This is a genomic window from Duganella sacchari (assembly GCF_900143065.1).
In the GTDB taxonomy this organism is placed as follows: Bacteria; Pseudomonadota; Gammaproteobacteria; order Burkholderiales; family Burkholderiaceae_D; genus Rugamonas; species Rugamonas sacchari.
Map to the genome: position 1 here is coordinate 695,479 of NZ_FRCX01000001.1, position 12,682 is coordinate 708,160.

At 62.0% G+C, this 12,682-nt stretch carries 12 protein-coding genes; 8 read left to right on the forward strand and 4 right to left on the reverse strand.

Annotated features, from left to right (window positions below; translation table 11 throughout):
- Positions 1 to 11: 11 nt before the first annotated feature.
- On the reverse strand, positions 12 to 4,118 hold the full coding sequence (gene hrpA, locus BUA36_RS03285) for an ATP-dependent RNA helicase HrpA (protein WP_072781287.1): 4,107 nt from the start codon (positions 4,116 to 4,118) through the stop codon (positions 12 to 14).
- Positions 4,119 to 4,174: 56 nt separating this feature from the next.
- Between hrpA and argA the strand changes: the two genes are divergently transcribed.
- Both argA and BUA36_RS03295 read left to right on the forward strand, forming a co-directional pair.
- Positions 4,175 to 5,485, forward strand: coding sequence for an amino-acid N-acetyltransferase (gene argA / locus BUA36_RS03290; RefSeq protein ID WP_072781288.1), 1,311 nt, complete (start codon positions 4,175 to 4,177; stop codon positions 5,483 to 5,485).
- Between the two features lie 36 nt (positions 5,486 to 5,521).
- Positions 5,522 to 5,794: an oxidative damage protection protein gene (locus BUA36_RS03295; RefSeq protein WP_072781290.1), complete on the forward strand. Its 273-nt coding sequence runs from the start codon at positions 5,522 to 5,524 to the stop codon at positions 5,792 to 5,794.
- Positions 5,795 to 5,882: 88 nt separating this feature from the next.
- Here the strand turns inward: BUA36_RS03295 and rpiA are convergent, their stop codons facing one another.
- Positions 5,883 to 6,560, reverse strand: a complete 678-nt coding sequence (gene rpiA / locus BUA36_RS03300) for a ribose-5-phosphate isomerase RpiA (RefSeq protein ID WP_072781291.1) — start codon at positions 6,558 to 6,560, stop codon at positions 5,883 to 5,885.
- Positions 6,561 to 6,746: 186 nt separating this feature from the next.
- On the opposite strand from rpiA, the gene BUA36_RS03305 reads away from it, so the two are divergent.
- The 4 genes from BUA36_RS03305 to BUA36_RS03320 are packed head-to-tail and all read left to right on the forward strand — an operon-like array spanning position 6,747 to position 9,196.
- Positions 6,747 to 7,118 carry a response regulator gene (locus BUA36_RS03305; protein WP_072781293.1) on the forward strand — a complete coding sequence of 124 codons (372 nt, stop codon included), beginning with the start codon at positions 6,747 to 6,749 and terminating at the stop codon, positions 7,116 to 7,118.
- Positions 7,119 to 7,120: 2 nt separating this feature from the next.
- Entirely contained in the window at positions 7,121 to 7,747 is a 627-nt protein-coding gene (locus tag BUA36_RS03310; RefSeq protein ID WP_072781295.1) for a chemotaxis protein CheC, read from the forward strand.
- A 7-nt stretch (positions 7,748 to 7,754) separates the two neighbouring features.
- On the forward strand, positions 7,755 to 8,711 hold the full coding sequence (locus BUA36_RS03315; protein WP_072781297.1) for a diguanylate cyclase: 957 nt from the start codon (positions 7,755 to 7,757) through the stop codon (positions 8,709 to 8,711).
- Positions 8,708 to 9,196 carry a DUF6265 family protein gene (locus BUA36_RS03320; protein ID WP_072781298.1) on the forward strand — a complete coding sequence of 163 codons (489 nt, stop codon included), beginning with the start codon at positions 8,708 to 8,710 and terminating at the stop codon, positions 9,194 to 9,196. Before BUA36_RS03315 ends, BUA36_RS03320 begins: the two co-directional genes overlap by 4 nt.
- Here BUA36_RS03320 and BUA36_RS03325 read toward each other — a convergent pair.
- Positions 9,178 to 9,942 (reverse strand): helix-turn-helix domain-containing protein, encoded by a 765-nt coding sequence (locus BUA36_RS03325; RefSeq protein WP_229255594.1) that lies wholly within the window; start codon positions 9,940 to 9,942, stop codon positions 9,178 to 9,180. The two genes, BUA36_RS03320 and BUA36_RS03325, sit on opposite strands and share 19 nt — an antisense overlap.
- Positions 9,943 to 10,122: 180 nt before the next feature.
- Here BUA36_RS03325 and BUA36_RS03330 point away from each other — a divergent pair, with 180 nt between their 5' ends.
- Both BUA36_RS03330 and BUA36_RS03335 read left to right on the forward strand, forming a co-directional pair.
- On the forward strand, positions 10,123 to 11,547 hold the full coding sequence (locus BUA36_RS03330; protein WP_072781302.1) for a cytochrome P450: 1,425 nt from the start codon (positions 10,123 to 10,125) through the stop codon (positions 11,545 to 11,547).
- 68 nt (positions 11,548 to 11,615) lie between these two features.
- Positions 11,616 to 11,927, forward strand: a complete 312-nt coding sequence (locus tag BUA36_RS03335; RefSeq protein WP_072781303.1) for a hypothetical protein — start codon at positions 11,616 to 11,618, stop codon at positions 11,925 to 11,927.
- On the opposite strand, the gene BUA36_RS03340 is transcribed toward BUA36_RS03335, so the two are convergent.
- Positions 11,906 to 12,646 (reverse strand): NAD(P)H-dependent oxidoreductase, encoded by a 741-nt coding sequence (locus BUA36_RS03340; RefSeq protein ID WP_072781305.1) that lies wholly within the window; start codon positions 12,644 to 12,646, stop codon positions 11,906 to 11,908. The genes BUA36_RS03335 and BUA36_RS03340 overlap by 22 nt on opposite strands.
- Between the last annotated feature and the right edge of the window lie 36 nt (positions 12,647 to 12,682).

Sequence of the window (12,682 nt, forward strand, 5' to 3'; positions counted from 1 at the left end):
CGGCAGGCCGCTTAACGCTGCATGGACTCCCACACTTTTTGCAGGCGCTTGGTCGATACCGGCATCGGCGTACGCAATTCCTGTGCGAACAGGGAGACGCGCAATTCCTCCAGCATCCAGCGGAATTCCACCATCTTCGGATCGGTATTCTTGCCGGCCGATTTGTCGCGGCTCGCACGCAGATACAGCGCTGACGCCTGCTGCCATTCGGCCATCAATTTCGTATCGCGGGATGGATCGCCACGCAGCTTCTCGATACGCACGTTCATCGCTTTCAGATAGCGTGGGAAATGCGCCAGCTGGCTGTATTCGTTCTCCAGCAGGAAGCGCTTGTGCACCAGTCCTTGCAGTTGCTGCTGCATGTCCTGCGCCGCCTGCTGCGGCAAGCCTTGCAGGCGTTTCGGCAAGCCGTGGAACTCGGTCAGCACCTGCGACAGCAGACGTGCGATCTCATTCACCAGCAGTACCAGGCGCGATTTGCCTTCATCCTTGCGCTTGGCGAAGGTGGCGGCGTCGATCGGCAGCGGGTCTTGCAGGCACGCGATGTCCAGCGCCTTGTTGATGATCTGTTCGCGCAGTTCTTCCTGCGTGCCCATGCTCATGAACTGCATGCCCATCTGCTGCAAATTGGGGATGCTCTTTTCGATGAACTTGATCTGGTCCTTCATCTGCAACGCGAACAGGCGGCGCAGGCCAACGCGGTGCGTGCGGGCCGCAACGGTTGGATCGTCGAACACTTCCAGGTCGCAGTGCGTGCCTTTGTCCACCAGTGCCGGGAAGCCGATCAGCGTCAGCTTGCCCTGGGCGATTTCCAGTAGCTCCGGCAGTTCGCCGAAGGTCCAGGAAGTCAGGTTGGTCAGCGTGATGTTGTTGGTCGACGTGCCGGTTGCAGCAGGCGCAGCATGGGTACCCGCTGGTGCCGGTACCGGTGCGGCAGTATTTTTTGACGGCACAACGGCGCGCGCAGCGACGGTGGACTGCGAGCCGGAAGCCTCTGCCATTTTCTGGAAGCTCTCGCGTGCCTGCGTGCCGTACTCCGCCTGCAAGGTGGCGAGGTTGCGGCCCATGTCCAGCTGGCGGCCATGCTCGTCGATCACCTTGAAGTTCATGAAGTGGTGAGCAGGCAGCGTCTCCGGCTTGAAATCGGAGGTCAGCGGCGTGACCGTAATCTGCGCGCGGATGTCGGCAATGATGGCATCAATCAGCTCACCACGGCCGAAGGCATGCTTCTCTTCGATGCGCTCGCAGAACCTGACAGCATATTCCGGCAGCGGCACGCAGTGGCGGCGCAGTTTTTGAGGCAGGGATTTCAGCAGCAGATGCACCTTCTCCTTCAGCATGCCCGGCACCAGCCACTCGCAACGTTCGCGCGACAACTGGTTGAGCGCATACAGCGGTACTGCCAGCGTCACGCCATCGCGCACGCTGCCCGGCTCGAAGTGATAGGTCAGCGCCAGTTCCAGGCCGCTCGCATTCATCTTCTTGGGGAACAGGTCCGTGGTAACGCCTGCGGCCTCGTGGCGCATCAGCTCATCACGATTCAGGTACAGCAGCTTGGGCTCCTGGGCGGTAGCGTCCTTGTGCCACTTTTCAAAGCCCGCGCCGTTGACCACGTCCGCCGGAATCAGCTTGTCGTAGAACGCGGCAATCAGTTCATCATCCACCAGCACGTCCTGGCGGCGCGACTTGTGTTCAAGGTTTTCGATCTCCTTGACCAGCTTGTGGTTATGCGCAAAGAACGGCGCACGCGTCTCGTAATCGCCGCCCACCAGCGCATCGCGGATGAAGATTTCGCGCGCTTCGGCCGGATTGAACAGGCCATAGTTGATGCGGCGCTGGCTGTAGACCACCAGGCCGTACAAGGTCGCGCGCTCGGAGGCGGTGACTTGCGCCGAGCGTTTTTCCCAGCGCGGCTCGCCCCACGATTTTTTCAGCAGGTGGCCGCCAACCTTCTCCAGCCACTCCGGCTGGATCTGCGCGATGCAGCGGGCGTACAGGCGCGTGGTGTCCACCAGCTCCGCCGCCATGATCCACTTGCCCGGTTTCTTGGACAACGAGGAACCCGGCCAGATATTGAACTTGATGCCGCGCGCGCCAAGGAAGCCCGGATCGTCTTCCATCTTGAAGCCGATGTTACCCAGCAGGCCAGTCAGCAGCGCCAGGTGCAGGTTTTCGTAGGTGGCCGGCGTTTCGTTCAGGCGCCAGCCCTGTTCTTTGACGATGGTCAGCAGTTGCGAGTGCACGTCGCGCCACTCGCGCAGACGCAGTTGCGACAGGAAGTTGGTGCGGCAATTGTCTTGCAGCTGGCGGTTGGTCTTCTTGTGCTCAATCGCGTTTTCGAACCACTTCCAGATCTTGATATAGCTGAGGAACTCGGACTTCTCGTCAGCGAACTTCTTGTGCGCTTCATCGGCCGCCTGCTGGTGCTCCATCGGCCGGTCACGCGGGTCTTGCACCGACAGGGCCGACGCGATAATCAGCACTTCGTTGAGGCAGACGTTGTCCAGCGCGGCCAGGATCATGCGGCCGACGCGCGGGTCCAGCGGCAGCTTGGCCAGCTTTTTACCCAGTGGCGTGATCTGGTTGTATTCATCCACCGCGCCCAGTTCCTGCAGCAGCTGGTAGCCGTCTGCAATCGCGCGCGCCAGCGGCGGTTCGATGAACGGGAAGCTCTCGACGTCCGCCAGGTGCAGCGTTTTCATGCGCAGGATGACGGAGGCCAGCGAGGAGCGCAGGATTTCAGGCTCGGTAAATTTGGGGCGCTGCAGGAATTCCTGCTCGTCGTACAGGCGGATACACACGCCATCGGCCACACGGCCGCAACGGCCGGCGCGCTGGTTGGCGGCCGACTGGGCGATCGGTTCGATCTGCAGCTGTTCGACCTTGTTGCGGTAGCTGTAGCGCTTCACACGCGCCAGGCCAGCGTCCACCACGTAGCGGATGCCGGGCACGGTCAGCGAGGTCTCGGCGACGTTGGTGGACAGCACGATGCGGCGTGCGTTGGTCGGCTTGAAGACACGTTCCTGCTCCTCGGCCGACAGGCGGGCGAACAGCGGCAGGATTTCCACATGCGGCGGATGGTGCTTGCGCAGGGCTTCGGCAGCGTCGCGGATTTCGCGTTCGCCGGGCAGGAACACCAGCACGTCGCCGGAGCCGATGCGGGCCACTTCGTCCACGCCGTCCACCACCGCATCCATCAGGTCGCGTTTTTCGCGCGCGGCGGCGCTGCGCGCGCCCTTGCCTTCGGCGTTGGCGACCGCCGCATTCGGCACATCGGTATCGATCGGGCGATAGCGCACCTCGACTTTGTACAGGCGGCCGGAGACCTCGATCACCGGCGCCGGTTTCTCCGGCGTGCCGAAGTGGCGCGCGAAGCGGTCGGCGTCGATGGTCGCGGACGTGATGATGATTTTCAGGTCCGGGCGGCGCGGCAGCAGCTGTTTCAGATAGCCGAGCAGAAAGTCGATGTTCAGACTACGTTCGTGGGCTTCGTCGATGATGATGGTGTCGTAGGCCTTGAGCAGCGGGTCGCTTTGCGTTTCGGTCAGCAGGATACCGTCGGTCATGAGCTTGACCGAAGCGCCCTTTTGCAGGGTATCGGCAAAGCGGACCTTGAAGCCCACGTGTTCGCCCAGCGGCGAACCCAGTTCCACGGCGATGCGCTTGGCGGTCGACGACGCCGCGATACGGCGCGGCTGGGTGTGGCCGATCAGGCCTTTCTGGCCGCGGCCCAGCTCCAGGCAGATCTTCGGCAGCTGCGTGGTTTTACCGGAACCGGTTTCACCGGAGACGATGATGACCTGGTTGTTTTGCAGCGCCTCGGCGATTTCGTGACGGCGGCCCGATACCGGCAGGTCTTCCGGGAAGGTGATCGGCGGCAGCGGGTTGCGGAAATTGCGCTCAGCCTCGCGCGCTGCCAGTTCCTCCGGCGTCAGGCGTGGCCTCGGCTCGCGGCGGTTTTCGGTGCCTGGCGAGGTACGTGGTCCGCGCCCGCCACCCCGCACTGCGGGCCCTGGGGTCTGACCCCGTACGGGGTCAGACCCCGCCTCGGTTCGGGGTGCAGCGGCACGTTTAGGGCTGGATGACTGGCTTTTTGGCTTGTTGCTGGCTTCTGACATTGTTTTTTACAAAGGTATTTGGCGCGGACGTCGCGCACCGAATTATAATGCGGCTAATGGAAAACCCTACCCAATTCGTCCAATGGCTGCGCTCCGTCGCACCGTACATCCACGCCTTCCGTGGCAAGACCTTCGTGGTTGCCTTCCCAGGTGAACTGGTTGCCGCCGGCGCTTTGCCGGTGCTGGCGCACGACCTCTCGCTGCTGCACGCGCTCGATATCAACGTCACCGTCATCTACGGCTCGCGCCCACAGGTGGCGGAACAACTGGCCCTGCGTAACGTCGAAGGCCGCTTCCACAACGGCTTGCGCATCACCGACATCGCCGCCATGGAATGCGCCAAGGAAGCCGCCGGCGAACTGCGCCTCGACATCGAGGCCGCGTTCAGCCAGGGCTTGCCGAACACGCCGATGTCGAATGCGGCCATCCGTATCATTTCCGGCAACTTCATCACCGCCCGTCCGCTCGGCGTGATCGATGGCGTTGACCTCGAGCTGACCGGTGTGACCCGTAAAGTGGACGCCGAAACCATCCATTCCATCCTTGGTTCCGACGGCCTGGTGCTGCTGTCGCCGCTGGGCTTCTCGCCCACCGGCGAGGCGTTCAACCTGACCATGGAAGACGTGGCCTGCAGCACCGCCATCGCGCTGCATGCGGATAAGCTCATCTTCATCACCGAAACCCCGCTGATGACCGACGCCGCCGGCGCCGAAATCCGCGAACTGTCCTCGCACCAGGCCGAAGCCGTGCTGCAGGCCGGCTTCCTGCCCGACGCCACCGCGTTCTACCTCAAGCACTGCATCAAGGCCTGCGACAACGGCGTGGAGCGCTCGCACATCGTCTCGTTCGACATGGACGGCTCGGCGCTGCTGGAACTGTTCACCCACGATGGCGTGGGCACCATGATCTCGCACGAGAACCTGGAATCGCTGCGTCCCGCCACAATTGAGGACGTTGGCGGGATTATCAAGCTGATCGAACCGCTGGAAGCCGACGGCACGCTGGTCAAGCGCGGCCGTGAACTCATCGAGCGCGAAATCGAGATGTTCTCGGTCATCGAGCACGATGGCGTGATCTTCGGTTGCGCCGCGCTGTACCCGTTCCCGGAACAGAAAATGGCCGAAATGGCATGCCTGACTGTCAACCCGGAAGTGCAAGGCCAGGGCGACGGCGACCGCATCCTCAAGCACATGGAAAACCGCGCGCGCGCCATGGGCGTGCAAAAGCTGTTCGTGCTGACCACCCGTACTGCGCACTGGTTCATCAAGCGCGGCTTCGCGCCGGTCACCGTCGATGCGCTGCCCAAGGATCGCCAGCGCATGTATAACTGGCAGCGCAAATCCCAGGTTTTGATTAAGACCTTATAATCACTCTTTTTAGATACAGTTTTAGGAGCAACCCATATGGCCCGCACCGTTCAATGCATTAAACTCAACAAGGAAGCCGAGGGCTTGGACTTCCCGCCGTATCCGGGTGAACTGGGTAAGAAGATCTACGAACAGGTTTCGAAGGAAGCCTGGGCGGCATGGCTCAAGCATCAGACCATGCTGGTCAACGAAAACCGTCTGAACCTGGCCGATCAGCGCGCCCGCAAGTACCTGGCGACGCAGATGGAAAAACACTTCTTTGGCGACGGCGCCGATGCGGCGCAAGGCTACGTGCCACCCACCGAGTAAGCTTTTACCCCGCATCCTTTAGCAGAAAAGCACGCTTTGCTGCTTAGGGGTCGGACCCGCAGGGTCCGACCCCACCTGGCAGTACGGGTTAGAACTTCAGCGTTTTCACGCCTTCCGCAGTGCCCAGCAGGCACACATTGGCGCCACTCACGGCGAACAGCCCCACCGCAATCACGCCGACGATCTGATTGATACGCGCTTCCAGCGCCTTCGGATCGGTAATCGACAGACCCGCCACATCCAGGATATTGCCGCCGTTGTCGGTCACGAACGCTTCGTCCGTACCCGCTTTCAGACGCAGCTTGGGCGTGCCGCCCAGCTTGGCCAGTTCACGCGCCACCGACGCGCGTGCCATCGGGATCACTTCCACCGGCAGCGGGAACTTGCCCATCACGTCCACCAGCTTGGAACCATCGGCGATGCAGACAAACTGCTTCGACACCGACGCCACAATCTTCTCGCGCGTCAGCGCCGCGCCGCCGCCTTTGATCATGGCGCCGGAATTGTCAATTTCATCAGCACCGTCGATATACACCGCGATTTCCGCCACATCGTTCAGGTCCAGCACGTCGATGCCATGGCCGCGCAGGCGCGCCGCAGTCGCTTCCGACGACGCCACGGTGCCTTTGATCTTGTCCTTGATCTTGGCCAGTTCGTCAATAAAGAAGTTGGCGGTGGAGCCGGTGCCCACGCCGATAATCTCGTTTTCCACCACATAGGCAATGGCGGCACGGGCTACGGCTTGTTTCAGTTCGTCTTGGGTCATGATAAATACATAAGAGAGGGGAAATCGGATGGCGCTATTTTACCACCCCGCTTTTTCGCCAAAAGTTGCGTGCAGACAATGCCCTTGAATTAGCGTACAAAGCAAGCAACACCTGTGGTCAGTAATGCCATGGGATATGCGAGAATGGTCCAACACAGAGGCCGAAATGATCGCGGGGGATAAGACATGACAACTACCAAAACCGTCCTGATTGTCGATGACAGCCGCGTATCGCGCATGATGGCGCGGCAGTACATCGCCGTCCTGCACGCCGACTGGATCGTCGAGGAAGCCGGCACCGGTGAAGAGTCGCTGATCAAAGCCCGCCACACCACGCCGGACCTGATCCTCATGGACGTCAACATGCCCGGCATGGGCGGCATCGCCGCCGCCGAACAGCTGCGCCAGGAATTCCCCGCGGTACCGATCTCGCTGCTGACGGCCAATGTGCAAACCGCCACGCGCGAGCGCGCCAGCGCCATGGGCATCGGCTTTGTCGAAAAGCCCATCACCGAAGCGCGCATCGCACAGCTGCTGGCCACGCTGGAAGCGGTGTAATCATGTTCAACCTGACCGAACTCGAAAATGATGCGCTGATCGAGATCTTCAACATCGGCGTCGGCCAGGCGGCATCCTCGATGAGCGCCATCGTCAAGGAAGCGGTGCGGATGTCGGTGCCGTCGATCTCCTTCATTCCGCGCACCGAGGCGGCGCGGCTGCTGGGCCAGGCGGACGGCGTGGCGGAACGCATCTGCGGCGTCAGCCAGCGTTACCGGGGCGCCTTCGACACCGAAGCCATCCTCATGTTCCCGGAAGATAAAAGCCTGGAAATCGTGCGCCTGATGGTGGGCGAGGCGGTGCCGCTCAAGGAGCTGACCGAGATGGAGCAGGAAGCCATGTGCGAGATCGGCAACATCATGCTCAACTCCTGCGTCGGCACGCTGGCCAATATCTTCCAGCGCGAACTGCAAGGCTCGCTGCCGCAGTACCACATCGGCACCAGCGACGAAATCCTCACCGCCACCGGCAGCCAGTTCAACTCCGTGGTGCTGATGCTGCACATCGACTTCCTGCTGGAGAAGCACCAGATCCACGGCTATGTGGCCTTTGTGCTGGATATCTCGGCGCTGCACGATCTGAAGGACCAGATCAATCTCTACATCGCGCGCGCGATGGGCAAGGTTTGAGGAGGCCATGAGTTCACTGCGTCTTCCCCTGCTGGAGAGTGTGTTCTGCGCGGTGAGCCTGGGCGCCATCGTGCTCGATAACGAGCGCCGCATCGTGTTGTGGAATTCGTGGATGGTCAAGCATTCAGGCTTGAAGCATGAGCAGGTGCTGGGCCAGGACTTCTTTGCCGTCTGTCCGGAACTGCGCGGCGGCCGCGTCGACACCGCCATCCAGCACGCGCTGTACAACAACTTCCCGTCCCTGCTGTCGCAGACGCTGAACAAGGCGCCGTTCGCGCTTTACCTCAGCCCTGCGGCCGCAGCGCACGATGAACGCATGCAGCAGGCGGTGGAGGTCACGCCGATTGCGATTGAAGGCACCGCGCGCCACTGCCTGATCCAGGTTAGCGATGTCAGCATCGCCGTCGGCCGCGAAAGACTGCTGCGCGAGCAGACCATGGTGCTGCGTTCGCAAACCTTCTCGGACGGCCTGACCGGCATCGCCAACCGCCGCCATTTCGACGTGGCGATGGAGAAGGAACACCGGCGCGCCAAGCGCGGCGGCACGCCGCTGTCACTGCTGATGATCGACATTGACCACTTCAAGGCTTACAACGACCATTACGGCCACCAGAAAGGCGACCAGTGCCTGATACAGGTGGCGGCCGCGCTGGCCGGCATCTTGAAACGTCCCTGCGACCTGATGGCGCGCTACGGCGGCGAAGAGTTTGCGATGATACTGCCGGAGACCGACGTCAATCAGGCGCTGCTGATGGCGGAGGCGATCCGCGCCCGCACGCAGGAGCTGGCGATACCGCATGAACGCACCACCGACGCCTCACAGCTGGTCACCGTCAGCATCGGCATCGCCACGCAAAAAGCCGAGGCGACAGTGGAGATCGACGCCCTGATCGGTGCCGCCGACCGCGCGCTCTACCAAGCCAAGCGCAATGGCCGCAACCGCGTGGCGGCCCTGCAGTCATGAAACTGCGCACACAGCTTGCTGCGGCAGCACTGGCCATCGCCGCCGGTAGCGCCTACGCTGCCCCGTTGGACCAGCTGTCATGGCTCAGCGGCTGCTGGGCAGACACCTCGGGCGCTGACGCCGGCTCCGGCGAACAATGGACGACGCAAGCCGCCGGCTCCATGATGGGCATGAGCCGCACCATCCGGAACGGCAGACTGGCCAGCTATGAGTTCATGCACATTACGATCAACGATGACGGCAAGGCGGTGTTCCATGCCCAGCCTTCCGGCCAGCCTGGCGCCAGCTTCACCGCCATCACGCTGACCGCAACCGAAGTGGTATTTGAAGACCTGCAGCACGACTTCCCGCAGCGGATCATCTACCGCTACGAGGCGCCGTCAACATTAAAAGCCAGCATAGAAGGCATGCGCAAAGGCACGCTCAAGCGGATTGACTACCCGATGCGCCGCACCGCCTGTGCGGATCAGGTCCAGACGCGGTAAATCCAGTAGCTTTCCTCATCGGAACCCAGCCTGCGGGCCAGCTCCGCCGGACTGTGGCCGGTGATCTCGCGCGCCACGCGGCAGAAGTGCGCCTGATCGGAATAGCCGCCGCGTGCGGCAATATCGGACCAGACGGCTTTGCCGGCAAGGTATTCGTCACGCGCTTCAAAGAAGGAGAGCTCGGCGCGCTGGAAGAGCAGCAGCTTGCGCATCGGCTGTCCGGCGCGGGCCTTGATGCGGCGTTCGATATTGCGCACACCCCGCCCCAGCGCGGTGTCGGCGACCTGCGCACCCAGGTGCCGTACCCAGTCGCTGGCCATGGCGCCGGCGCCGCCAGGACGGGCAGCTTGCCAGCGTGGTTCAAGGAAGGCCTCAATGATTGCGATGGCCTCGTCGGGGTTCGCCACCACCGCATCGGCCAGCGTTTGCCACTCCGGTCCCAGCGCCACATCGATGGGCGCCCAGCGGTTGACCCATCCGGATACATCGACGCCGCATAGTGCATGCAATACCTGCGGATACAGCATCAGCATCAGGATGCGTACCGGGCCAGGATTGTAAGTCGTCATTGGCCGATTCTGTGGACCGCAGAACACCACGCGGATATTGCCCTGCGGTGCATCCGGCGGATCCACCACTTCCGCCTCGCCGTCGATGTAAAACGAAATCGAACAATGCGGCGTGGCGGGGAAATGGTTGTACCGGTCAAGGGGGTCGGTCAACGGCGCATCCATGGTACTGCGCAAGATGTACGCCCGCACGCAAGACGCCAGCGACTTGCGCGGGAAAACCAATCGTGTAGGTTGTACCTGAGGCTCCATACCGAATAGTTTATACCAAACGCGGATGTCGGAAACGTTCAATACTGCCGTCGCCGCGCCGCGCACAATGTGGCATCGCTAATCAAGGAAAACAAGGAAAACACTATGCAGACCACGATGACCGCTACCACGCCGCTACGCCAGATGAACGAGCTGCCGGGGCCACGCCCCTGGCCACTGCTGGGCAATCTCCCACAGATGCGGCCTTTGCGCATCCATCAGGATGTGGAAGCGTGGAGCAGGCAATATGGTCCGCTGTTCAAGATCAGCTTCGGCAAAACCCCGCTGCTGGTGGTAGCGGACCATGAACTGGTCAACACCGTGTTGCGCGACCGGCCGGATGGCTACCGCCGCCCTGCCCTCACCGAAAGCGTGGCGCTGGAAATGGGTGGCCGCACTGGCGTCTTCATGGCGGAGGGCGCGGTCTGGCGCAATCAGCGGCGCATGGTCATGACGGCGCTGGCGCCGCATGCGGTCAAGGCCTACTTCCCCTCTCTGGTGTCGGTGGTGCTGCGTTTGCAGAAGCACTGGCAGCAAGCGGCGCGCACGGGCAAGGAGATCGACCTGGCGGAAGATCTGAAACGCTATAGCGTGGACATCATCGCTGGCCTGGCCTTCGGCACCGCCGTGAACACCATCGACGGCGGCGAGGATGTGATCCAGCGTCATATGGACGTCGTGCTGCCCGCCATCGCGCGCCGTTCGATTGCCCTGTTCCCCTACTGGCGCTATTTCAAGCTGCCGCGGGACCGCCATCTGGACGCCTGCCTGGCCGAATTGAACAAGGCCGTCGATGAACTGATCGCCAATGCACGCACACGTCTGGAAGCCGAGCCAGCGCGCCGCGAACATCCCGCCAATCTGCTGGAAGCCATGATCTGCGCTGCGGACGAAGGCGGCAGCGGCGTGGACGACGTCGCGGTGGCCGGCAACGTCACCACCATGCTGCTGGCGGGCGAAGACACCACCAGCAATTCGCTGGCGTGGATGCTCTACCTGCTCCAGCAGAATCCTGACACCCTGCGCAAGGCGCGCGAGGAAGTGCTGCGCGTGGCGCCGGACCCGGGCGCGTTCACCATCGAGCAGATGGATGGGCTGGACTATCTGGAGGCGTGCGCACAGGAAGCCATGCGCCTCAAGCCGGTAGCGCCGTTTATGCCGATGGAATCGCTGCGCGATAACGTCGTCGGCGATGTGCAAGTCCCCAAAGGTGGCCTGCTGTGGTGCGTGATGCGCAATAACAGCGTATCGGACCAATACGTGCCCGATGCAGCCGATTTCAAGCCGGAGCGCTGGTTGCCGGGCAGTGTACCCGCCGTCAACAAGCATCTGTCGATTCCCTTCGGCTCCGGCGTGCGGACCTGCCCGGGGCGCTATCTCGCCCTGCTGGAAATCAAACTGGCCAGCGCCATGCTGCTATCCAGCTTCGACATCCAGTCCATCGCCACCATGGACGGCAAGGACGCCGAGGAATTGATGGGCTTCACCATGTCGCCGATAGGTTTGCAGATGCGGCTACAACACTCCTGATTTGCAAGCATATTTCGCGTGCGCGTTGGCCGTGCTAGGCTCATTCCATCTGTCGATGGAGGGGCACGATGCGGTTTAAATTTGAAACCAGGCGGCATGGACGATGTCTCGCGGAGACCGAGCATGATGACGATGCGATTCGGGTCGAGATCTGGTACGACCAGAATACCGATCCGAAGAAGGTCGAGTACCTGCTCCATATTACCGACCTGCCGCTGCCCAAGCAGATCACCGAGGCCGGCGCCCTGCAGGATGCGACGCGCATCGCCATCAATCACTTCTACGCCACCAAGACCAGGGATGGCGATGAGTTTGAAATGCACTGCAGCCGCATCACCGCACGCTGGCCCGGGACGCTTTACAACAAGCTGGGTGGCTGAGCCAGATGCGCCTTGAAGCCTTGCGCACCGGGCGCCAGTGTCGCTTTTAAGGTCATCGCGGGAATGTCATAGTCGCCGTCATTCTGGCGTCGGAAAGGAATCGGCGCTGTGGTCGCCAGCGTGTCCAGCCGCTGCCCCAGTCGCGCGCATGCTTCGGCAAAAAGCGCCTCGTTCATGCGTCCCGTGCGGTACAACAGGAATGGTGGCAGCACTTCCATGCCAGGGTAGAACAGGATGCCATGATGGATGGGGAATAGCAGCTCATCGATCGCGCCGTTGATGCCGCGCGGGCTGTAATGCGACTCCCACCCGCCGGCCGTCACCAGCAGCATGGCGCGCTTGCCCGCCAGCGTGCCTTCGCCGTAGCGGTCACCCCAGCGTTGATCCGAATGCTCACCGACGCCGTAGCCAAAGCCCAGCGTGTACACGCGCTCCACCCAGCCCTTCATGATCGCCGGCATGGAGAACCACCACAATGGGAACTGGAAGATCACCGTATTCGCCCAGCGCAGTTTTTCCTGCTCGCGCAAGATGTCAGCGCGGTGATCGGCTCGCTCAGGGATTTCGTCCGCCTGCAGTATTGCGTTCCACTCCATGGCATACAGGTCAGAGACTTGTACCGTGTGGCCGCCAGCTTGCAGGTGGCGGACGGCGTAGTCCTTGAGCGAGGCATTCAGCGACTGTGGATCGGGATGGGCATAAACGATGAGGATATTCATATCTGGCTCCGGTAAGAAAACCTCAGCTTACGGCGG